The 22891-nt window shown below is 40.7% G+C and carries 23 protein-coding genes, 1 tRNA gene and 1 riboswitch; of the genes, 20 read left to right on the forward strand and 4 right to left on the reverse strand.

The window, feature by feature from the left end; genetic code table 11:
* The first annotated feature begins 141 nt into the window (after positions 1-141).
* From A8F95_RS20330 to queE, 5 genes are all read left to right on the forward strand, one after another.
* On the forward strand, positions 142-732 hold the full coding sequence (locus tag A8F95_RS20330; protein ID WP_065412243.1) for a peptidylprolyl isomerase: 591 nt from the start codon (positions 142-144) through the stop codon (positions 730-732).
* Between the two features lie 157 nt (positions 733-889).
* Positions 890-1078 (forward strand): hypothetical protein, encoded by a 189-nt coding sequence (locus A8F95_RS20335; RefSeq protein WP_065412217.1) that lies wholly within the window; start codon positions 890-892, stop codon positions 1076-1078.
* A 79-nt stretch (positions 1079-1157) separates the two neighbouring features.
* Positions 1158-1201: riboswitch (PreQ1 riboswitch) on the forward strand.
* Positions 1202-1418: 217 nt separating this feature from the next.
* Positions 1419-2081 carry a 7-cyano-7-deazaguanine synthase QueC gene (queC, locus tag A8F95_RS20340; RefSeq protein ID WP_049663961.1) on the forward strand — a complete coding sequence of 221 codons (663 nt, stop codon included), beginning with the start codon at positions 1419-1421 and terminating at the stop codon, positions 2079-2081.
* Positions 2078-2515: a 6-carboxytetrahydropterin synthase gene (locus tag A8F95_RS20345; protein WP_049663959.1), complete on the forward strand. Its 438-nt coding sequence runs from the start codon at positions 2078-2080 to the stop codon at positions 2513-2515. The genes queC and A8F95_RS20345 overlap by 4 nt, the downstream gene beginning before the upstream one ends.
* Positions 2512-3234, forward strand: coding sequence for a 7-carboxy-7-deazaguanine synthase QueE (queE, locus tag A8F95_RS20350; protein WP_065412218.1), 723 nt, complete (start codon positions 2512-2514; stop codon positions 3232-3234). Before A8F95_RS20345 ends, queE begins: the two co-directional genes overlap by 4 nt.
* Before the next feature lie 59 nt (positions 3235-3293).
* Here the strand turns inward: queE and A8F95_RS20355 are convergent, their stop codons facing one another.
* Positions 3294-4469, reverse strand: a complete 1176-nt coding sequence (locus A8F95_RS20355) for a MalY/PatB family protein (RefSeq protein ID WP_065412219.1) — start codon at positions 4467-4469, stop codon at positions 3294-3296.
* Positions 4470-4566: 97 nt separating this feature from the next.
* Between A8F95_RS20355 and A8F95_RS20360 the strand changes: the two genes are divergently transcribed.
* From A8F95_RS20360 to nhaC, 8 genes are all read left to right on the forward strand, one after another.
* A complete protein-coding gene (locus A8F95_RS20360) occupies positions 4567-4830 on the forward strand; it encodes a DUF1871 family protein (protein WP_065412220.1) in 264 nt (87 codons plus the stop codon).
* A 411-nt stretch (positions 4831-5241) separates the two neighbouring features.
* Complete coding sequence (locus tag A8F95_RS20365; RefSeq protein ID WP_245671466.1) at positions 5242-6702, forward strand: amino acid permease; 1461 nt, start codon at positions 5242-5244, stop codon at positions 6700-6702.
* Between the two features lie 126 nt (positions 6703-6828).
* Positions 6829-7329, forward strand: coding sequence for an Lrp/AsnC family transcriptional regulator (locus tag A8F95_RS20370; RefSeq protein ID WP_065412222.1), 501 nt, complete (start codon positions 6829-6831; stop codon positions 7327-7329).
* Positions 7329-8495 carry an aminotransferase gene (locus A8F95_RS20375; protein ID WP_065412223.1) on the forward strand — a complete coding sequence of 389 codons (1167 nt, stop codon included), beginning with the start codon at positions 7329-7331 and terminating at the stop codon, positions 8493-8495. Before A8F95_RS20370 ends, A8F95_RS20375 begins: the two co-directional genes overlap by 1 nt.
* A 108-nt stretch (positions 8496-8603) precedes the next feature.
* Positions 8604-9236, forward strand: coding sequence for an NAD(P)H-binding protein (locus A8F95_RS20380; RefSeq protein WP_065412224.1), 633 nt, complete (start codon positions 8604-8606; stop codon positions 9234-9236).
* 26 nt (positions 9237-9262) lie between these two features.
* Positions 9263-10870, forward strand: coding sequence for an FMN-binding glutamate synthase family protein (locus tag A8F95_RS20385; RefSeq protein ID WP_065412225.1), 1608 nt, complete (start codon positions 9263-9265; stop codon positions 10868-10870).
* A 499-nt stretch (positions 10871-11369) separates the two neighbouring features.
* Complete coding sequence (yugI, locus tag A8F95_RS20390) at positions 11370-11732, forward strand: S1 domain-containing post-transcriptional regulator GSP13 (protein WP_065412226.1); 363 nt, start codon at positions 11370-11372, stop codon at positions 11730-11732.
* 228 nt (positions 11733-11960) lie between these two features.
* Positions 11961-13412 carry a Na+/H+ antiporter NhaC gene (gene nhaC, locus A8F95_RS20395; protein WP_065412227.1) on the forward strand — a complete coding sequence of 484 codons (1452 nt, stop codon included), beginning with the start codon at positions 11961-11963 and terminating at the stop codon, positions 13410-13412.
* A gap of 254 nt (positions 13413-13666) precedes the next feature.
* Here the strand turns inward: nhaC and A8F95_RS20400 are convergent, their stop codons facing one another.
* Entirely contained in the window at positions 13667-15073 is a 1407-nt protein-coding gene (locus A8F95_RS20400) for a sigma-54 interaction domain-containing protein (protein ID WP_065412228.1), read from the reverse strand.
* A 326-nt stretch (positions 15074-15399) separates the two neighbouring features.
* Between A8F95_RS20400 and A8F95_RS22760 the strand changes: the two genes are divergently transcribed.
* Genes A8F95_RS22760 through A8F95_RS20410 form a run of 3 tightly spaced genes read left to right on the forward strand, consistent with a single transcriptional unit; the run spans position 15400 to position 18088 of the window.
* Positions 15400-15558, forward strand: coding sequence for a hypothetical protein (locus tag A8F95_RS22760; RefSeq protein WP_176713775.1), 159 nt, complete (start codon positions 15400-15402; stop codon positions 15556-15558).
* Positions 15559-15603: 45 nt separating this feature from the next.
* Positions 15604-16812 carry an ornithine--oxo-acid transaminase gene (locus A8F95_RS20405; protein ID WP_065412229.1) on the forward strand — a complete coding sequence of 403 codons (1209 nt, stop codon included), beginning with the start codon at positions 15604-15606 and terminating at the stop codon, positions 16810-16812.
* Positions 16813-16843: 31 nt separating this feature from the next.
* On the forward strand, positions 16844-18088 hold the full coding sequence (locus tag A8F95_RS20410; RefSeq protein WP_065412230.1) for a Glu/Leu/Phe/Val family dehydrogenase: 1245 nt from the start codon (positions 16844-16846) through the stop codon (positions 18086-18088).
* A gap of 72 nt (positions 18089-18160) precedes the next feature.
* Here A8F95_RS20410 and A8F95_RS20415 read toward each other — a convergent pair whose 3' ends face one another.
* The gene (locus A8F95_RS20415; RefSeq protein WP_049663932.1) at positions 18161-18394 is read right to left on the reverse strand and encodes a DUF378 domain-containing protein; all 234 of its coding nucleotides are present in this window, start codon (positions 18392-18394) and stop codon (positions 18161-18163) included.
* 134 nt (positions 18395-18528) lie between these two features.
* Between A8F95_RS20415 and A8F95_RS20420 the strand changes: the two genes are divergently transcribed.
* Positions 18529-19692, forward strand: a complete 1164-nt coding sequence (locus A8F95_RS20420; RefSeq protein ID WP_065412231.1) for an iron-containing alcohol dehydrogenase — start codon at positions 18529-18531, stop codon at positions 19690-19692.
* A gap of 83 nt (positions 19693-19775) precedes the next feature.
* Positions 19776-20180, forward strand: coding sequence for a YugN-like family protein (locus tag A8F95_RS20425; RefSeq protein WP_065412232.1), 405 nt, complete (start codon positions 19776-19778; stop codon positions 20178-20180).
* On the opposite strand, the gene A8F95_RS20430 is transcribed toward A8F95_RS20425, so the two are convergent.
* Entirely contained in the window at positions 20170-21162 is a 993-nt protein-coding gene (locus tag A8F95_RS20430; RefSeq protein WP_065412233.1) for a potassium channel family protein, read from the reverse strand. The genes A8F95_RS20425 and A8F95_RS20430 overlap by 11 nt on opposite strands.
* Before the next feature lie 96 nt (positions 21163-21258).
* Here A8F95_RS20430 and A8F95_RS20435 point away from each other — a divergent pair.
* A tRNA-Ala gene (locus A8F95_RS20435) sits at positions 21259-21331 on the forward strand.
* A 348-nt stretch (positions 21332-21679) separates the two neighbouring features.
* The gene (locus A8F95_RS20440; protein WP_065412234.1) at positions 21680-22594 is read left to right on the forward strand and encodes a DMT family transporter; all 915 of its coding nucleotides are present in this window, start codon (positions 21680-21682) and stop codon (positions 22592-22594) included.
* The last annotated feature ends 297 nt before the right edge of the window (positions 22595-22891 follow it).

The following is a 22891-nucleotide window of genomic DNA, read 5'->3' on the forward strand; positions in this document are numbered from 1 at the left end:
TATCGTTTATTTTGCATTCTATTTGTAACAACCCTCCTCTTGCTTACTGGTTGTGGTAAAGAGTCAGAGCCTAAAAAAGAATTGCCAGAATTGTCAAAGCCAGCAGCAGAGAAGGGTAAAGAACAGGAAGGAGATAAGAAAATGAATTATCCACAATTCACAACAGAAGTAGCAGAGAATGAACAGCTCGTTGAAATGAAAACAAGTAAAGGAACAATTAAAATTAAATTGTTCCCTGAGCAGGCGCCAAAAACGGTTGAAAACTTCATCACTCATAGTAGAAACGGCTATTATGATGGCTTGATTTTCCACCGGGTTATTCCTGATTTTATGATTCAGGGAGGAGACCCGAAAGGAACAGGAACAGGCGGGGAAAGCATCTACGGCCATGCTTTTGAAGATGAGTTTTCTCAGCAATTGTTTAACTTCCGTGGAGCGCTCTCTATGGCGAATGCGGGACCTAATACGAATGGCAGCCAATTTTTCATCGTGCAAAACAGCAAGATGGATCCTGGCTTTAAAGAGCAAATGGAAAAAGCAGGATACCCTCAAGAAGTTACGGACTTCTACATGAAAAACGGAGGCACTCCGTGGCTTGATTTCCGTCACACTGTGTTTGGACAAGTAATAGAAGGCATGGATGTAGTGGATGCAATCGTTAGTGTGCCAACGGGTGCACAGGACAAGCCGAAAGAAGACGTCCTCATTGAAAAGATTACCGTAATCGAATAAATAAGGCGTCAGAAGCCTGAACGTGCAAGACGAATTGATGAAGATCAGTTCGTCTTGTTTTTTGTGGATAGTTGGTTTGGGAAAGAGAACTTGATATAATAGAAGAAGGCACTTGATTGAAGAATTTGCTGTTTAGGCAGCGAAAGGAGACGGAATCGTGCTGCAATCATTTATGATGGGGATGTTTTTTTTGTATTTCCCTGAAGATAAGACAGAGTATATTCCCGCTGTTATTTCAATGGCCATTTTTACGGCAGCTGCTGTAGCTGTCTTTATGTACTTTAGAAAAATCTCTAAACGAGAGGAAGAGAAAGTCAATAAAAAGTACAGTGACATGAAAAAATAACAAACGGCTGCGCAGTATTTTTCAGATTGGCTAATTTGTGTTATAGTGTACAAGAATAAAAGAAAGAATTCTGCTTTAGGCAGGAGAGGTTCGCGAACTCCCTCTATAAAAAACTATGAGAAAAGCCTGTCTACGTCTAGACGGTTTTTTTCTATTGCCTAAAATAAAGGTATTTTAGAGTCACAGTTCTTGAATCTCTTTCTTCTTTTAGAGAAAAGGTTCTGTTAAAGGTAGAGATTGTTTTTTCAATAGTTGATTGCAGCGGAAAGCATCCGCCTGTATTGTAAATCAATCGCCCAATATAACAGCGCCAAATGAAAAGAAGGAAGGAAGATAAAGGATGAGTAAAGAAAAAGCAGTAGTTGTCTTTAGTGGAGGTCAGGACAGTACAACTTGTTTGTTTTGGGCTAAAGAGCGTTTTGACGAAGTGATTGCTGTCACGTTTGATTATGGACAGCGCCATCGCCTAGAGCTGGAATGTGCAGCTGACATTGCTAAAGATTTAAATATACCGCATCACATTTTAGATATGTCATTATTGAACCAGCTTGCTCCTAATGCGCTGACACGGACAGATATAGACATTACAGAAAAAGACGGCGAACCGCCTTCTACGTTTGTAGAAGGGCGCAACTTATTGTTCTTATCTTTTGCTGCGGTGCTTGCCAAGCAATACGATGCCCGCCATATTATAACGGGTGTGTGTGAAACTGACTTTAGCGGCTATCCCGATTGCCGTGACGTCTTCATTAAATCATTGAATGTAACGTTAAACTTATCCATGGATTATTCATTCGTCATTCATACTCCGCTTATGTGGCTGGATAAAGCAGAAACATGGGAGTTAGCCGATGAGCTTGGTGCGTTTGATTATGTAAGGGAACGTACACTAACTTGCTATAATGGCATAAAGGGGAGCGGCTGCGGGGAGTGTCCAGCATGCAAGCTTCGTCAAAATGGATTAAATAAATATGTAGCGAAAAGGGAGGCAGGATCAAAATGATACAGCAAATTTATCCGGTGCCTATGCACTCTTACCGCTATGAATTAAATAAGGATTTTCAGTTTGCTGCGGCTCATTATGTGCCTCATGAAGCAGCTGGGGCATGCCGCCGCCTGCATGGTCATACGTACTTTGCGAATGTGACCGTTGTTGGCAATGATCTAAATGAGTCAGGCTTTTTAGTAAACTTTCAGGATATCAAAAACTTAATCCATAAACGTTTTGATCATACTATTTTAAATGAGGATTCTCTATTTAATGAAATGGATCCTAATGATTTTCCGACAACAGAAGTGGTGGCACGGAAATTTTGGGAAGTGATCCAGGAATCGCTCAATAAATTGCCGAATAAGCCGTTGTGCATTCAGGTGTTTTTGAGAGAAACACCGACGAGCTATGTGGTGTTTCGGCCGCAAAAAGAGGATTTCCAATGAAAAAGATTCCGGTGTTAGAAATATTCGGACCAACTGTACAAGGCGAAGGAGCCGTAATTGGACGCAAGACGATGTTTGTCCGGACAGCCGGCTGTGATTATCGCTGTGCCTGGTGCGATTCCGCCTTTACTTGGGATGGTTCAGCAAAAGAGAGAATTCAATTGTTAACAGCCGAAGAAATTTGGGAAGAGCTGATCAAGATAGGCGGGGACACATTTGATCATGTGACAATTTCTGGTGGCAATCCGGCCCTGCTTCCGCAAATAGATGATTTGCTTGCTAAGCTAACCGAAAAAGGAATTAAAACGGCACTTGAAACACAAGGAAGCCGCTGGCAGGAGTGGTTTTACAAAATTGATGAATTAACAATCTCACCAAAACCACCAAGCTCCGGAATGGAAACGGACTTTGAACAATTGTCCCTTATTGTTGAACGTTTAATAAAGCAAGAAAAAGCCGTCAGCCTGAAGATCGTCATCTTTGATGATCAAGATTTAGCATTTGCCAAAAAAGTCCATCAGCTTTATCCGGATTTAACCTTCTTTCTACAAGTAGGAAATGATAAACTGCAAGAACAAAATCCGACGAACCTGTTATCTTATCTTGTTAGCAGATATGAGTGGCTAATCAATAAAGTTATGCCTGATTCTGATTGGAAGGATGTTCGGGTTTTACCCCAGCTTCACACCTTTGTGTGGGGGAATAAGCAAGGAGTATAGGATAAAAAAAGAGATGCCGGTCCGTTGGCATCTCTTTTTGGGTTGTTGATAACTATTTTTTAATCAGTTTGGGAAAGGGCTGTTTTTAATCTGTGGAGCCCATCTTCTACGAGTGGTCGTGGACAGGCAACATTCATGCGTACAAAGCCTTCTCCGCCGCTCCGGTATTTAGAGCCTTGCCCAAGAGCGAGCTTCCCTTTTAACAGAATTTTCCTCATTAACTCTTCGTCGCTGAGGCCAAGCTTACGGCAATCGATCCAGACTAAATAACTTCCCTCCGGCTCAATGGCTGTTAACTCTGGCAGCTCTCGATCGATAAATTCTTTTACGAGCCGAGTATTGCCACGGATATAGTCGATGACTTCATCGAGCCAAGGGCCGCCTTCACGGTAGGCTGCTTCCATCGCCGCAATACCCATCATATTCAAGGTAAAGAACCCTTGCTTCGCTAGCACTTTCTGAAGCTTAGCGCGTAATTCCCGATCAGGCACAATCATAGCTGAGGATTGAAGACCTGCTAAATTGAATGTCTTGCTTGGTGCGATGCATGTCACGACGATAGATTGAAATTGCTCCTGAATAGAGGCGATTGGTATATGCTTATGGGGTTCAACTGTCAAGTCACTATGTATTTCATCAGAAACAATGAGAACATTGTGTTTTTGGCAAAGCTCCGCAATGGTTGTCAGCTCTTCTTTCGTCCAGACACGGCCGCCGGGATTGTGAGGGCTGCACAGTAAAAAGAGCTTTACTTCCTCGCGGGATAACTTTTCTTCTAAATCTGCAAAGTCGATTTCATAGCGATCGTTTTCCAAGACGAGTTCACTGTTCACGACGAGTCGACCGTTGCGCTCGATCATATCGAAAAAAGGTGTATAAACCGGTGATTGCAGTAAAACAGAGTCCCCTAAATCAGTGAATGCTTCTATAGCTGTGCCAAGAGACGGCACAACACCATGGTGGAATAGCAGCCAGTTTGTTTCAATTTGCCAATTATGCCGCTCAGCCATCCAGTTCTTAATGGCTTCTCTCGTAGAATCGGGGATGACTGTATAGCCATAGATACCATGTTCGGCTTGCTTGATAACAGCTTCTTTTACGGCATCGGGCGCTTCGAAATCCATATCTGCGACCCACATTGGCAAAGCGTCTTCTACACCAAATACAGCTTTTATGTTGTCCCACTTCACCGCGTTTGTTCCTGTGCGGTTAATCACTCGATCAAATCTACTCATAATCTTCACCATCCTGACAAGTAATATATAATCATGTTAAATTATTTTAAGAAAAAAGGGCAGTATTTTGTTCTTTTACTTAAGGAGGCATAAAAGTATGAACAAAGATATTGAAAAGAATAGAGCATTTGACCGCATTCTCCGTGAATGGGACCCATTCAAAGAAGGAGGCGATTTTTACGACACAGAAACAGCTGATGCGATCCAAGCCGTGCATCAATTTGATAATAAGCAGGTATTAGCCCGAAAAATCCAAGAGATTTATGAATTCTCCTTTGAGCAGCCGCTTTCATTAACGAGTTGCTTGGAAGTGGCAGAGAGGCTGCTTCAAATAAAAAATAATTTATCTTGTGGATTATGACATAAAAAGATTTAACTTTTGGACGATAAAACAAATAGAGTAAAATTGCAGGCTGGTGGTAAACGTTCCTTTTCTTCATTAATCCCTTTTAGGTACTGCGCCTGGAAAGATAGGTGTTTCCAGATTCATTTCTTTATACCTATTATATTTTGCTTATAATCTAAAAGTGTTTTTTTCTATTTGAAGCTGTTGTTGGTGAAAAGTTGAAATTTCAAAAGTGTGACTCTTTATTTCAGAAAAGTAATTACAGCATATAAAAAAATATAACACACGACAAATAATGCTTTTCAAAAATGTAAAAGTTTATTAGAATAGCATCACGGGTTTTGTGAAGAAAGTAGCGATTTTTTGAAGTCAGCCAACAACGAAAAAGGATTGGAACATATGGCTATACAACAGGAGCATAACATCATGCAAGAGCCTGACCAAGAAGAACAGAAATTAAAGCGAGGGTTAAAGGCTCGCCATTTAACAATGATTTCTATCGGTGGTGCAATTGGTACGGGGCTATTTCTTGGAAGCGGTGCCGCTATCCATACAGCAGGCCCGGGCGGTGCATTACTCGCTTATGCCTTAGTCGGTGCAATGGTATTCTTCGTTATGACAAGCTTAGGGGAAATGTCGGCTTTTATGCCAGTAAGTGGTGCGTTTAGTACGTATGGAACAAAGTTTATTGATCCGGCATTCGGTTTCGCTTTAGGATGGACGTATTGGTTCAACTGGGCCATGACGATTGCCGCTGAGTTAACCGCTTCCACAATGATTATGAAGTTCTGGTTTCCGAACAGTCCGTCCTTACTTTGGAGTATGTCATTCTTAGCGCTTATTTTTCTTTTAAACTATTTATCTGTTAAAGGGTATGGAGAAGGGGAGTATTGGTTTTCCTTTATTAAAGTATCCGCAGTTATCATTTTTATTATTGTCGGTGTGCTCATGATTTTTGGCATCATGGGTGGCGAAGTAATCGGATTTAAAAACTTTACAGTAGATCAAGCACCTTTCCCTGGTGGTTTCCTCGGCGTATTTATCGTCTTCGTGGCCGCTGGTTTCTCGTTTCAAGGAACAGAGATTGTCGGGGTAGCTGCTGGGGAAAGTGAAGACCCAGCGAAAAACGTACCAAAGGCTATTAAAAGTGTATTCTGGAGAATTTTATTGTTTTACGTATTAGCCATCTTTGTTATTGGGCTTATTATCCCTTACACGAACCCTAACCTACAAAGTGAAGATATTATGGTCAGCCCATTTACAATGGTTTTTGAGAAGGCTGGACTTGCATTTGCCGCTTCTCTTATGAATGCTGTTATTTTGACGGCGGTTTTATCTGCAGGAAACTCAAGCTTATATGCGTCAACACGTATGCTTTACTCAATGGCTAAGGAAGGACAGGCTCCGCGTATTTTTGCTAAGCTTAACAACCGAGGTGTACCGTTTGCGGCAATCATCTTAACTTGTGTTGTTGGAATGCTCGCCTTCTTCTCTTCTATCTTTGGTGATGGCATCGTGTACGTATGGTTAATGAACTCTATCGGTATCACCGGTTTTATTTTCTGGCTCGGTATTTCTGTCAGCCATTATCGTTTCCGTAAAGCGTTTCTGGCACAAGGGCATTCACTTGATGAACTGCCATACCACGCAAAATGGTATCCATTCGGTCCAATTTTTGCGATCGTAATCGGTTTAATCGTCATTCTAGCCCAAAACTTCCAGGCGTTTCTTGCCGATAAAATTGACTGGGGAAGTGTAGTAGCAGCCTATATGGGTATTCCGCTTTTCCTTCTCTTATGGCTTGGCTATAAATTTATTAAGAAAACAAAAGTTGTTCCTCTTCATGAGTGTGAGTTTGATCTTGCTGATGAGGAAAAGCATAATTAAAATAAAAAAGGGCAACGCAGAAACTGCGTTGTTCTTTTTTGTGCAAAAAATATGAAAAAGGGGTCGTGTTATCGTAGGTGAATTTGATATAATTGTGTCATTCGATGAAAATTTGGAGGAATTGTTGTGAGAATAAACAATGACGAACGAGAGATACTAGAAATTCTTGAAAAAGATGCTCGTTTGACAGCATCTGATATTAGTAAAATGATAGGAAAAAGTGAAGAAGCTGTACAAGCAATGGTCAAAAAATTAGAAGAGGCAAAAGTTCTCGTTCACTATACAGCTCTTGTTGATTGGTCTAAAGTTGATGACGATCAGCGGGTAACTGCGATGATCGATGTGAAGGTAACACCAAAACGAGGAGTCGGCTTTCATGAGACAGCGGAAAGAATCTATCGTTTCAAAGAAGTAAGTTCTGTGTACTTGATGTCAGGAGCTTATGATTTGTCTGTTACCGTTGAAGGGAAATCTATGAATGAAATAGCTAGATTTGTTTCTGAGAAACTATCTGTACTGGAAGAGGTTGTATCGACAACGACCCATTTCCAGTTGAAAAAATATAAGCACGACGGCAGAATCTTTGAAGAAAAGCAAATTGATAATAGAATCGTGGTGTCTCCGTAATGTTAGGAACGAAAAGCTATATTGCTAAGTCAGTAGAGTCAATGCAGCCATCTGGTATCCGTAAATTTTTTGATTTGGCTGCCGGAATGGAAGGGGTCATCTCACTCGGAGTAGGAGAACCTGACTTTGTTACTTCATGGTCTGCACGTGAAGCGGCCATTTTATCACTTGAGCGCGGCCTAACATCTTATACGGCCAATGCCGGTCTATTGGAATTACGGGAAGAAGTATCAGGTTATATGAACAACCGGTTTCACGTTTCTTACCAGCCCAAAGAAGAAATTATTCTTACGGTAGGTGCCAGCCAAGCGTTGGATTTAGCGCTACGGGCCATTCTTGATCCTGGTGATGAAGTCGTGATTGTAGAACCTTGTTTTGTTTCCTATGCACCACTTGTTGAATTGGCAGGGGGAAAGAGCGTTACTGTAGAGACAACGAGTGACCAGCAATTTAAATTACAGGCAGCAGCGCTTGAACAGGCTATTACTTCAAAAACGAAAGCTTTATTGCTTTGCTCGCCTAACAATCCAACAGGAGCTCAACTTGATAAAAAGGATTTAGAAGAGATTGCCGTGATTGTAAAGAAGTATGATTTGTTAGTAATTGCCGATGAGATTTATGCCGAGCTCGCTTACGATATTCCTCATACGTCCATTGCAAGCTTGGAAGGCATGAGAGAACGGACTATTTTGATTAACGGTTTCTCAAAAGGCTTTGCCATGACGGGGTGGAGGCTTGGATTTATTTGTGCGCCATCTGAACTGGCAGCCGCTATGTTGAAAATTCATCAATACGCAATGATGTGTGCTTCTACTCCTGCACAATATGCTGCGCTTGAAGCATTAAAAACAGGAATGAAAGATGTCGAGGAGATGAAAAAAGACTATCGGCGCCGGCGCAATTATATTGTGCAATCTTTTAACGACATGGGGCTTGATTGCCACACACCGGGAGGAGCGTTCTATGTATTTCCTTCTATTCGGAGCACCGGTTTAACATCAGAGCAATTTGCGGAAGAGTTATTGAAGGAACAAAAAGTAGCAGTTGTTCCAGGATCGGTCTTTGGAAATAGTGGAGAAGGGTTTATTCGCTGTTCCTATGCTTCTTCAATGGAGCAGCTGCAAGAAGCGGTCAAAAGGATTAATTGTTTTATCAATAATAGATGAGAAGGCAGCTTAGCTGTCTTCTCTTTTTGTATTAACGCTTACTACTATAGGTTTCAAAGAAAGCAGGTAGTGGAAAAGAGACCATAATGCAAAAAAGGAGGGACATAGATGAATGTGATTGTAATCGGGGCAGACAGTCAGGTTGGTCAGTTCGTTATTCGGAATTTAACGGAAAGAGGCCATCAATCAATTGCTGTGATCAACGAGGAAAATAAAGTACATGACATGAAAAAGCTGGGCGCTTCAAAAATCGAGACGAATGGCCGAGGAGATTTTACTGCTGCTTTTTCAGAATGTGATGCTGTCATTTTCATTTCTGATTCCAGTCCTAAGACAGGAGCAGGTAAAACAGTCCTAGTAGACCATCAGGCGGTTCTAGATGCCGTCCAAGCTGCACAGCAAAACGGGGTTAAACGATTTATTATGATGAGTGCCGTGCGGGTGGGAGAAGGTCCGACAAGCAGTGAGGAGATGATTGGAGCAAAAGACAGACCGGATGAATGGATTAAAGAAGAAGACATTGTTCATACGATCGTTCGGCCAGCTCGTATGACAGATGAACCTGGCAGGGGGAAGGTAGCCATTGCGAATTCCATCACAGAAGGAGGTCAAACGATTCCTCGGGAAGATGTTGCTGCTCTATTAGTCGCTGTACTTGAAAGTGAGACCGCTCTTAATCAAGTGTTTGAAGTGGCTAGTGGGGACATGGCTATTGACGAAGCCGTACAAGCTATTGGATGAAAAGTGGAGAATAAAGGAGGATTTCTATGAACTTAACGTCAGTGCTCATTACGGCCCTTATTGTGTTTATTCTATTACTTATTGTTATTCCTATCGGCTTTTTTATCTATATTTACATTAAAGACGATAGACAAAAACAACATGCGATTTTACGTAATTTTCCTGTCATTGGAAAAGTTCGATACTTTACTGAACACATTGGTCCTGAATTGCGGCAATATTTATTTGAGGGTGACAATGAAGCCAAGCCCTTCTCAAGAAAAGAATATCAGGATATCGTAAAAGCCGGTAAATATAAGGAACGGCTAGTTGGATTTGGTTCCAAGCGTAACTTTACTGAAGACGGGTTTTACATACGGAATACATTATTCCCGAAGCAACGGGAAGAAATGAAAGTGGACAATACAGAAAAAATAAAAACACGTGTCTACAAAGTAGATTCGGATAATTTATTTACTCGCAAAGAGCACAGTGAGGAACGATTAATCGATCCATTCTATTTAAGAGACGAGGATGCCGTTATACTTGGCGAGAACACGTGCCGTCATCCATTTAAGGTGAGAGGGCTAGTTGGTCAATCAGGCATGAGCTTTGGGGCGCTCGGTGAAAGAGCTATTACAGCATTGTCCAAAGGGCTAGGGCTGGCAGGAGGTACGTGGATGAATACCGGAGAAGGGGGCCTATCTGAATATCATCTTGAAGGCCACCCAGATATTATTATGCAGATTGGCCCAGACTTATTTGGCGTGCGTAAACCAAGTGGTGAATTTTCATGGGAAGCGTTTAAAAAGAAGAGCGAAATTGAAAATGTAAGAGCATTTGAATTAAAATTGGCACAAGGAGCAAAAACGAGAGGCGGGCATGTTGAGGGTGAAAAAGTAACCGAAAAAATCGCTGCCATTCGTCTCGTGGAACCGGGAAAAACGATTAACAGTCCGAATCGTTTCTATGAATTTGACGATGTTCCGACTATGTTTGATTTCATTGAGCAGCTGCGTTCTGTTGGCGGTAAGCCGGTCGGGATTAAGATTGTTGTGGGAGATCTGGATGCTCTGGAAAATATGATTTCCTATATGAGGGAAAGCGGAAAAGGTCCAGACTTTATTACGGTTGATGGCGGTGAAGGAGGAACAGGGGCTACTTTCCAAGAACTCGCTGACACTGTAGGGCTGCCAATCATGTCGGCCTTGCCTGTTCTAGATGAGATGTTGAAAAAGTATGGTGTTCGTGACAGGGTAAAGGTGATTGCTTCAGGCAAACTGATTACTCCTGACAAAATAGCGATCGCTCTGGCTTTAGGAGCGGATCTTGTGAATATCGCACGCGGATTCATGATTAGTGTCGGCTGTATTATGGCTCAAGTATGTCATAACAATACGTGCCCGGTCGGCGTAGCCACGACTGATGAAAAGCTGCAGGACGGATTGGTTATCGAAGAAAAGTACTATCGTGTGTGCAATTATGTAGTATCACTTCGAGAAGGATTATACAATTTAGCGGCCGCCGCTGGAATTGACTCTCCAACTAAGTTCGAGCGAAAGCATGTTGTTTACAAAGATGAACTGGGCCGCCTTGTGCCGCTTGAGGATATTATTATGGCGGCAGAACGAGCGCAGCGAAAGAAGGAAGCTTAATAAGAAAGTGATTAAAGTGGCAGTCTTCATAGAGGACAACTTGTCTCTTTTGTTTTCAAAATACAATAGTTTAATGATTGAAAATAGACTCTTAGAGCAGCTGAACAAGCTGCTCTTTTCTTAAGACAGGCTCCATTAAATGTTGTTTTTTTAATATAGCTGATTGTAGCGGAAAGCGTCCGCCTGCAGTGAAAACCAACAACAAAATAAAACAGAGCCTAATCATAAAGAGGAAAGATAGCCGTTTGTACACAAACGAAAGAAGGCAGCTATTTTAGCTGCCTTCTCTAGTTAAGGGGAGAATAGGGAATGTTGCTCACTTTAATCATTCCCTATTTATCTATAAATTATTCTCCTTTTGTTAAAATAATTTAAAAAAATTCCAGTTGGCCGCCCGGCAAGCGAATGGGGAAAAGTGGCTATGTTTAGAAATTTGTGATGGAATATGTTATAATTTTACGATGCGTAGATAATGAAATTAATATTTAGGAGTGTTTGGATGGGAAATCAGATCGAACAAGGACAGATTATCACAGGAAAGGTAACGGGAATTCAGCCTTACGGAGCGTTTGTTGCGCTGGATAACGGTACGCAAGGACTTGTCCATATTTCAGAAATTACTCATGGGTTTGTAAAGGACATTCATGATTACCTTCAAGTGGGCGAAGAAGTAAAGGTAAAGGTAATGTCCGTTAACACAGATGAGGGGAAAATCAGCTTATCCATTCGAGCGACAGAAGAGGCAAAGCCGTCTGCTGTACAGCCAATCCGCCGTTTAAAGATTGATGAAAATAGTGAAGGATTCAACACGTTAAAGGACAAGCTGCAGGAATGGATTGATCAATCCGGAGAAGGCAAGTAACGCAACAAAATAAGTGTCAATTTAGACAACAGCAAAGATTGAAAAGCATGAGTGGTGAATCACTCATGCTTTTTTAGTGCTTATAGAAATAGATATAGATAAAAATTGCGAACCATGTATAATAAATTTAAATATTTAGAAAAATATTAAAGGGGCGTTGCTATAGAAAGATAAAAATTTTTAGCTAATGCTAGGCATACATATGATGACAATAAAGGGGAGTAGAGAATGAAAGAACAACACAAAGAAAAGCAAGAAGAAATCAATATGCCATTTTCCTTGGCTATTATTCCAATGATTATGATGGTTGTCGTAATGGCTGTTACCATTATTAAATTTGAGGGGAGTCCACATGTGCCGCTTTTGGTTGGTGCGGCTATCGCAGCATTTATTGCTACAAGACTCGGGTATAAGTGGGAGATTATTGAAGAAGGCGCATACAATGGAGTGCGTTTAGCCTTGCCGGCTATCTTCATTATTATGTTAGTTGGCATGACAATTGGTGCTTGGATCGGCGGCGGTATTGTAGCCACTATGATTTATTACGGGTTGAAAATTATTACACCTTCTTTATTCCTCGTATCAATTTGTGTGATTTGTGCCATTGTGTCCTTAGCTATTGGCAGCTCGTGGTCGACGATGGGAACAATCGGCGTTGCTGGCATGGGAATTGGACTTAGCATGGGAATTCCAGCTCCAATGGTAGCAGGGGCTATTATCTCGGGTTCTTATTTTGGTGATAAAATGTCTCCTTTATCGGACACGACTAATTTAGCGGCAGGTATTACAGGAACGGAATTATTTGATCATATTAAGCATATGTTGTATACGACGGTTCCCGGAATTGTACTAGCCCTTATCGTTTACTTTTTTCTTGGACAGAAATTTGCTGGTGCAGCGATTGATTCTAAGGAAATTAATGATGTATTAATCGCCCTGCAGAAAAATTTTGTTATCTCTCCGTGGCTCCTGCTCGTACCGTTGACTGTTATTCTGTTAGTTGTAAAAAAGGTACCTGCTATACCTGCGCTTGGAGCAGGAATTCTTTTAGGGTGGATCTGCCATGCTTTTGTGCAAGGAAGTTCTTTAGCAGAAGCGGTCAATACCCTTCATGATGGATTTGCCATTGAATCAGGTAATCAAATGGTGGATGATTTGTTCAACCGCGGTGGAATTGGAGACATGATGTATACGGTTTCACTTGCTATTATTGCCATGACGTTTGGTGGCATTATGGAGCGGACAGGGATGCTTAAGGCGATCGTGGGTCAAATTTTGAAGTTTGCCCGCTCGGCGGGAAGCTTGATTGCTGCAACTGTTGCTTCTGCATTTTTCACGAATGCAACCGCTTCTGAGCAGTATGTTTCTATTCTTCTGCCAGGAAGGATGTATGCCAAAGCTTATCGGGATAAAAAGCTGCATTCCAAAAATTTGTCGCGTGCCCTTGAAGATGGCGGAACGATTACATCGGCACTTGTTCCTTGGAATACGTGTGGTGTCTTCATTTTAGCAACATTGGCTGTCCATCCTTTTGCTTATGCTCCATATGCTATTATGAATTACTCCGTTCCGATGATTGCGATTATCATGGCTTTTATTGGCTGGAAGGTAGAGTTTCTAACAGAGGAGCAAGTGAAGGCGTTAGAAGCAAAGGAAGCAGGACAAACAGAAACTGCTTGATAGTAAAATGACTAACTCACAGAAAAGGAAATTTCCTTTTCTGTGAGTTTTGTGTTTAAGTTGTAAGTTCTCTATAAAATTTTGATTAAACCGCAAAAATATTTTGCGTGTGACTAGGGTTTTTGCGCTTTAGGTCGAAAAGTTAATTGCCCGAAGTAAAAAACACTTCTAGGTACTCCTAGCGGGTGTAGAAGACCAACTGTTAGCTAGTAAAAAAGAGCAACTGAGATCATTCAGTGCTCTGTTAGATGATTTTATAAATTGATCGCTTTGCCAATGTTATATTTCCGAATACGATATTGTAAGTTTTGACGACTCATTCCAAGGGCTTTTGCTGTTTTCGTTACATTAAAATCATGATGTTGCAGTGCTTTTGTAATATAGTATGTTTCAGCTTCTTGGATATAATCATCGAGTGGCAGAATGGCTTTGGCTGGTTGATAAAGAAAGCCTTCTACTCTCTCTAGATTACTTGGTAAACCGCCACTGCCGGATTTATTACGAAATTGAATCGGCAAATGATCAAAAGAGATGACCTCTTCATGATCCATTAAATTCATTGCACCTTCAATGACATGTTCTAATTCACGGATATTGCCCGGCCAGTCATATTCTTGAAAATAGTTTTTTACTTCTTCATTAACAGCAGATACTTCCATGCCGAATAAGTGATTGTATTTTTCAATGAAAACGGAAGTGAGCAAATCGATATCTTCTTTGCGTTCTCTTAATGGAGGAATAAAGATCGAAACAACGCTTAAACGATAGTAGAGGTCTTTTCTCAAACTGCCGGCTGCGATTGCATCAATTGGATCTTCGCTAATCGTAGCAAGAACGCGAACATCAACGAAAATGTCTGTTTTTCCACCTTCGCGACGTACTTTCTTCTCCTGAATGACTTTTAACAATTTTGTTTGCAGGGCCGGGCTAAGTGAGTCAATTTCATCCAGCAGAATTGTACCGCCATGCGCCTGTTCGAATAAGCCAGGACGTCCCTCTGTTCCCTCCCCTTCAACACCAAACAGCAAGGTTTCCATTAATGTATCTGGCAAGGCTGCACAGTTTTGTGAAAGAAATACTTCGTCAGCACGGGGACTGCCATTGTGAATACTATGGGCAAATAGTTCTTTTCCAGTTCCAATTTCACCAATAATTAGCACGGAGGAGGCAGTGCGGGCAGCCCGTTTGCCAGTTTCAATTGCTTCTTTCAATAATGGGTTTTCCCCAAGAATTTGATCGAATGTATAACGGATGTCGTCTTTCTTATACATATTTTCTTGGATCATTTTCTCTAGCTTTGTAACGTCTTTGGCAATTTCTACAGCGCCGATCACGATTCCATTCTCTTCAATGGGGAAAGTGTGGTTAATAGTTGTGATTTCTTGCCCTCTGTTATTGAAATAGGACTGCTTTACATTTTGAATGCTTTCTCCTGACTTTAACACTTGCAGTAAAGTGCTTTCTTGGGTAGCGCCAAAGTCAAAAACGTCCATTAAATTTTTATCAAGAACATCCTCAATATCCATTCCTTCAATTTCCCGCATTTTTTGATTATAAATGACCGTTCTTTCGTTAGAATCAATGACATGAACTCCCAGCTCGATTTTTTCTAGGATTTCTTTGTACATTGTTAATAGCGATTCTAAACTTTTTGCGTTCATAGAATCCCCCTCTTTAAAATATATTTCTATTTTAAGAAAAAACACTTGAAAAAAGCAATAATATTTTGCATTATAATAAATGTAAGGGTTTTGTTAGTGCAAAAATAATTTGCTCATAAAACGTATTCAGTCGCATAAAAAGCGGATTTTTCGCCCATCTTAAAGAAGAAAAGATATTGATTCCATATAAGCATGAACCGTTTGTTGACTTTTCAAAACCAGAAAAAAGAAAGTCTTTGAAGAAGCCCTTCAGCTTGTAGAAGGTTGTCTTGGCTAGGATTACCCGCTTGTGATCGCCGGAGTGAAGATCATAAAGGATGATAAAATTGTTTCTTGCAATCTTGCTGATAAAACAAGCAATCGGCCGCGCCTCTAAATTAAATGAAGGCCAAATCTGGTTAAAGCGTGTAAGTGCAGAAATGGGTGGGAAAGATACAAATCCGTATGGCTTTAATGGAAAGTTGCTAGTAGAAACCTGCACTTAGGAGACTATTAGAGCGAAACTATTGAAAATAAATGGAGGGAAAAAGATGGCTAACACAGTCCAATCACAAGAGATTATCAAACAAACAGAAAAATACGGAGCGCACAACTATCATCCGCTACCAATTGTTGTTTCTGAAGCAGAAGGCGTTTGGGTAAAGGATCCAGAAGGTAATAAGTATATGGATATGCTTAGTGCTTACTCTGCTGTAAACCAAGGACATCGTCATCCAAAAATCATTCAAGCTCTAAAGGATCAAGCAGACCGGGTAACTTTAACGTCCCGTGCATTCCATAATGATCAGCTTGGACCTTGGTATGAAAAAGTTGCCAAATTAACAAATAAAGATATGGTATTGCCAATGAACACTGGTGCGGAAGCAGTAGAAACAGCTTTAAAAGCAGCCCGTCGTTGGGGATACGATGTAAAAGGCATTTCTGACAACCAAGCTGAAATTATTGCTTGCGAAGGTAACTTCCATGGTCGTACAATGGGGGCAGTATCGTTGTCATCAGATGAAGAGTATAAACGTGGTTTCGGTCCAATGCTCCCAGGTATCAAACTTGTACCATATGGCGATCTTGATGCTTTAAAAGCAGCCATTACTCCAAATACTGCTGCATTTATCATTGAACCTATCCAAGGGGAAGCAGGAATCAACATTCCGCCAGCTGGATATATGAAAGCCGCTTACGAGCTTTGTAAAGAAAATAATGTTATGTTTATTGCGGATGAAATTCAAGCTGGGCTTGCGCGTTCAGGTAAGATGTTTGCTTGTGAATGGGAAGACTTTGAACCGGATATGTATATTCTTGGTAAAGCACTAGGAGGCGGCGTATTCCCAATTTCTTGTGTAGCAGCAAATAAGGATATTCTTGGCGTATTTAACCCTGGTTCACATGGTTCTACTTTCGGAGGAAACCCAATGGCTTGTGCGGTTTCTATTGCAGCTCTTGAAGTGCTTGAAGATGAAAAGCTGGCTGACCGTTCCCTCGAATTAGGAGAATATTTTGTGGGCAAACTGAAAGAAATTGATAACCCAATGATTCAAGATGTACGTGGTAGAGGTTTATTTATTGGTGTAGAGCTGAATGAGCCAGCACGTAAGTACTGTGAAGCATTAAAAGAAGAAGGATTGCTTTGTAAAGAAACTCATGACACGGTCATTCGTTTCGCTCCTCCACTCGTTATTTCAAAAGAAGAATTGGATTGGGCGATCGAGCGTATTCAAAAAGTGCTATCTGCAACAAACTAACGATTAAATAACAAAAGAGGCGAATTTCAAAATGTCGGAAAATCTAAATTTATTCACATCAACTCAGGATGTCATTAAAGAAGCTTTGACAAAATTGGGTTACTCTGAAGAAATGTATGAGCTCTTGAAGGAACCATTACGTATGTTGACAGTGCGTATTCCTGTGCGTATGGATGATGGTTCAACAAAAGTATTTACTGGTTACCGGTCACAACACAGTGATGCAGCTGGCCCTTCTAAAGGCGGCGTTCGCTTTCATCCGGATGTGAATGAAGAAGAAGTAAAGGCTTTATCAATGTGGATGACGCTTAAAGCAGGTATTGTTAACTTACCATATGGCGGTGGTAAAGGCGGAGTCGTTTGTGATCCTCGCCAAATGTCAATGGGTGAATTAGAGCGTTTAAGCCGTGGTTATGTTCGAGCTATTAGCCAGATTGTTGGCCCTACAAAAGACATCCCGGCTCCAGACGTTTATACAAACTCACAAATTATGGCATGGATGATGGATGAATATAGCCATATTCGTGAATTTGATTCTCCTGGCTTTATTACAGGAAAGCCGCTTGTATTAGGTGGTTCACACGGACGCGATAAAGCAACGGCAGAAGGCGTAACGATTTGTATCAAAGAAGCAGCGAAAAAACGCGGCATCGATATTGAAGGTGCACGTGTCGTTATCCAAGGTTTTGGTAATGCTGGTAGCTTCTTAGCTAAATTTATGCATGATGCTGGTGCGAAAGTTATTGGAATCTCTGATGCTTACGGTGCCCTTCATGATCCAAATGGTTTGGATATCGATTACTTAATTGATCGTCGTGACAGCTTTGGTACCATCACTACATTATTTGAAAACACAATCTCAAACCAAGAGTTGTTAGAAGTAGACTGTGATATTCTTGTGCCAGCTGCTATCTCTAACCAAATTACAGAAAAGAATGCTGCTAATATTAAGGCATCTATCGTTGTAGAGGCTGCTAACGGCCCAACAACAATGGAAGCGACAAAAATATTAACAGAAAGAGGCATTCTACTCGTTCCTGACGTATTAGCAAGTTCAGGCGGAGTAACTGTATCTTACTTTGAGTGGGTACAAAACAACCAAGGTTACTACTGGACAGAAGAAGAAGTGCATGAAAGACTTCATGAAACTTTAATCAGTGCTTTTAACAATATTTATGAAACCGCTCAAACACGTGGAGTAAACATGCGTCTCGCTGCTTATATGGTTGGCGTTCGCAGAACAGCAGAAGCTTCTAAGTTCAGAGGATGGGTCTAATTAGATAGAAACAAGAGAGAACAGCCTCCATAATTCAAGGCCGGTGAATATTCACCGGCCTTGTTTTTGTTACTAAGTGTTAGGGGTAGCTGTACGTCGATTGTCTGTTTCATTCCATGTTTTAAATAAAAGCCCCAGGTTGATTAGACCTGCTAATCCTACAAGGATGTAAACAATTCTTGAAATGACGGAGTCCTGGCCCCCAAACATAGCTGCTACTAAATCAAATTGAAACAGTCCGATTAATCCCCAGTTAAGAGCTCCGATAATGGTAAGCGTAAGAGCAATACGTTGAAGTGTATTCATATTCGTTTTCCTCCTTTCAACTATAACGATGTTTAGTATGTGCGAATTTTGTTTTTTCATACATAGAACAAAAAAGTGTGTTGTTTTGAAAAAAGATGGCGGGTTTATCATAATAGAATAAAGGAGGAGAAAGGATGAATCGATTTATTCAATATAACCCCGTTAAATGGATTTTTGGAAAAGGATCTATAGGCAGGCTGCAGGCGGAAATGTCTCGTTTCGGAAAGAATATCCTTTTGGTTTATGGAGGTGGCAGTATTAAAAGAAATGGCTTGTACGATGAGGTGATAGAAAGTCTACAGGCTATTCATACCAACGTTTATGAGCTGTCAGGTGTGGAACCTAACCCGCGGCTTGATACTGTACATAAGGGTGTAGAGATTTGCAAGAAAGAGAATATCGACTTTATTTTAGCGGTTGGCGGTGGAAGTGTCATTGATTCTGCAAAAGCAATTGCAGCTGGAGCAAAATATGAAGGAAATGTTTGGGAAGTTATTTCGCGAGGAAAAGTGATAAAGGAAGCCCTTCCGCTTGGTACGATTTTGACATTAGCGGCTACAGGCTCCGAAATGAATGCGGGGCTTGTGATTACAAATTTGGCCACTAGCCAGAAAATTGATTGGCACAGCCAGTATGTCTTTCCTCAATTTTCAATTTGTGACCCCTCTTATAGCGTAACGGTGCCACCTGAGCAAACGGTTTTGGGGATTATTGATATAATGTGCCATATTCTAGAGAATTATTTTCATAATGGTGAGCATACGGAATTGCAAGACAGCTTCAGTGAAATAACGTTGAAAACACTAATTGAGACCGCGCCGCGATTATTGGCGGAGCCTGATAACTATGATGATCGCGCGAAAGTCATGTATGCAGGCACCATTGCCCTAAATGGGACTTTGCAATCAGGCTATCGTGGCGATTGGACAGCACATATTATTGAGCATGCACTATCGGGTTTGTATGATATTCCTCATGCTGGTGGACTTGCCATTTTGTTTCCGGTATGGATGAAACATGCCATTGATTCTCATCCGGCACGTTTTGCGCAATTGGCCGTTCGGGTATTTGGAGTGGATGGTACGGGCAAGACAGAAAAGGAAGTAGGATATGAGGGAATTGAGGCTCTTCGAAATTTTTGGATGACTTTGGGTGCCCCAGCTCGTCTTGCGGATTATGGAATTGATAGCAGTCGCTTGGAAGAGATAGCGGAGCACTCCATGATGAGAGGGGAATTTGGGCGTTTTTATCGGATGGATAGAGAACGGATACTAGCTATTTTGCGTGATTCATTCTAATACATGAAATTTAGAAATTCTGCGGAAAACCGCGGAATTTTTTTATTATTGGAGATACTATAAAAAAGAGAGGAGATGATGACATGATTGAATTGCCTTCAGCTCTAGAAGGAAAAAGTTTTAATTTATATGACTTAGAACAAAAATTAAAGCCGATCGGTTATTCAATCGGCGGCAATTGGGACTATGATCACGGCTCTTTTGACTATAAGATGAATAACGAAGACGGGTACCAATTTTTGCGGCTCCCTTTTACTGCGATCAATGGCCAGTTAGACTCACCAGGTGTAATCGTTAAGTTTGGTTCCCCGTTGGTTCTCGCCCATATCTTTGAAGGAGGAATTGATGAATTAGCCTCTCCAGGAAATATAGGCGGTGCTTTTAATCAGTTTGCGGAGCCTAAAGATGCTGATGCTGACGTGAAAGAAAAATATTTAATAACAGGAAAGAGAATACTCGAAGAAACAGAAAAGATTCTTAATGTTTAATGACGAGCAATTGGTCGCTAAGGCTAATTTTGAAATTGAGCGGGGGATTAATTGTTATGTTTCCCGCTCTTTGGATGCCAATCAAGAGAACCCGATTTTTTAGAAGGATAATGGCCAGCTCCCCGAATGTGGTGTTATTCCACTCTAATTCTGGTGTTATAGACTTTAAGAATCCGCCGTTTTTAGGATCGATTAAATGCATTAAAGACGACGAAGCACCTTCTTGTTGGATGCTGCTTAACATGACAGAGCTTGCATGTTTATTCGTTTGAATCACTTCATCTGCTCCAGCCCGTTTAGCATTCACTACCTGATCGTTTGTTAAGATTTCTACGATGCAATGCAAAGCAGGATTGCTGCCTTTTACAGCTACTAGAGTTAAAATAGAGCTCATATCTGCGTGCATTTCATTTTTATTTTGGTCTGATGTAATTAAAGCAGTCGCAGCTTCTTTTATATTTGCTTTTCTCAACGTTACATCTTTGTAGGGAGCTCCTTGAATGAAGTGAACAATTTTTTCTGAATAAGGGTTTGTCCGCAGTGATTCGTCAACAAGAACGACGTGCCGAGAAAAGGGAAGGGTACATAAGTGGTCGATGATTTCTTTTGTACGTTCATTCCATCCAATGATGACTAAGTGATTTTTATTTGTATAAATGGCTCTCCCCTCCTGTAAAGAGTTTTGCAAAGATACGGCAGCAGCGGCTAGATTAATGAAATAAGCTGATAAAAAACCAGCCCCTGCAAAAATTAATCCGATCCCAAGAAGTCTTCCGGCTGTTGTTTTGGGAGCAAAATCTCCGAAACCAACTGTGGAAGCAGTAACAACAGCCCACCAAATTCCTTCGAAAACAGTTGGGAATGTATTAGGTTCTATAAGATGGACAGCTGTTCCAAAGAGAATAATGAAAAAGACTGCAATTGTAAAGATACGAAGTAAAAGAGGAGATTCGACAAATTTATAGTATATCGCCTGAAACATAAAGCTATCCTCCTTATACAAATTTTTAATATTCTTTTAAAAAAGGTATTGATATTTATAGTGAAATTAATATAATAGTCAATAGAGTACTGAGACGGGGCATTAGCTCAGCTGGGAGAGCGCTACACTGGCAGTGTAGAGGTCAGCGGTTCGAGCCCGCTATGCTCCATTATCATAAAGAGCCTGCAGACAATCTTGTCTGCAGGCTCTTTATCTGTTATTACACTTAATGGCCTATCCTGCAAGAAACATAATGGTAATAATGACAGCTGATAAAATTATTCCCCCGGTCATCCGTGTCCACTTTGTTGTCATTCCATTCTCCTCTCTTTGATGTCATGACGAAAAGTCTTTTTTTTATTATTCCCTGTCTCATAAAAACTATGCCTTAGCCGCTGAAAAATATGTCGTTCTCCCTGTTTTGATTCATTGGCTGGAAATTTGGCATAGAAAGCTTTAAAATGATAAACGGCTTTTGTTTACATCATACATCCAGATATTTCAAAGGAGGACGTCTATGGACAGTCCGAGGTTTAATCCTTATGTGGTTTTAATTATCGGTGTTTTCTTCGTTTCTACTTCAGCTATATTTGTTAAGTTGTCTACAGCTGATGCAGGAGTGATTGCATTTTACCGCCTGCTGTTTACTGTTTTACTCATGCTTCCTTTGTTTCTTGTTAAATACGTGGGAGAACTAAAGGAGATTTCAAAGAAGGATTGGTTCTTCTCCTTTATTGCAGGTGTTTTTTTAGCATTTCATTTCATTCTTTGGTTTGAGTCTCTAAATTACACTTCTGTAGCGAGCTCTACCGTGCTTGTTACTTTACAGCCGCTTTTTGCGTTTGTTGGTACATACTTTATTTTCAAAGAACGTTTTACATTAGGAGCTTTAATTGGCGGAGGAGTTGCCATTGCTGGAAGCTTTATTATTGGATGGGGAGATCTACGGGTTAGCGGACAAGCCCTCTACGGAGATGTACTGGCTCTTATTGCTTGTGCGTTGATTACTGGCTATTTGCTATTTGGTCAAATAATCCGTAAACGTATGTCATTAATCACCTATACGTTTATCGTTTATTTTAATTGCACGATTGTTTTATTCTTTTATGTCCTATTCAAACAAGAAGCTTTCTATCCATATCCAGCAAAGGAATGGTTATACTTCTTTTTGCTAGCCGTCCTATCAAATCTGCTGGGACATACTTTATTTAATTGGGCCATCAAGTATATTAGCACCTCCGCTGTATCAATGGCCATATTATTAGAACCAATCGGTGCCAGTATTCTTGCCTGGTGGCTGTTGCGGGAAAAATTAATGACTGCACAAATAGTAGGAGGGGCTATCGTGCTCGCAGGACTTTTATTATTTGTAGCTGATCCTAAGAAGATAAAAAATATAATCCATAGGCGGAATAGGGAGATTAACGAATAAATAGGGAGCTAAGGGAGCTCTCTATTTTAATTTAGAGAAGAGAGCAGAGAAAAAGATATTCAAAGGTTAATAGAAAGTGATAAAATAAAACGTGCTAGATTTTACTGGATTTATTGGGAAAATAAAAAACTTTTATTTTTTTTTAAAAGTACTTGCTATATTAATTTAAACGTGATATATTATTACTTGTCCGAAAGACAGGAACAAAAAACAAAAAAGTTTTTGACAGGACGAAATGAGTGTGCTAATGTTGAGAAGCACTCTTGATTGATCTTTGAAAACTGAACAAAATACATG

The sequence above is a fragment of the Pseudobacillus wudalianchiensis genome (assembly GCF_001685015.1).
GTDB classification, from domain to species: domain Bacteria; phylum Bacillota; class Bacilli; order Bacillales; family Domibacillaceae; genus Pseudobacillus; species Pseudobacillus wudalianchiensis.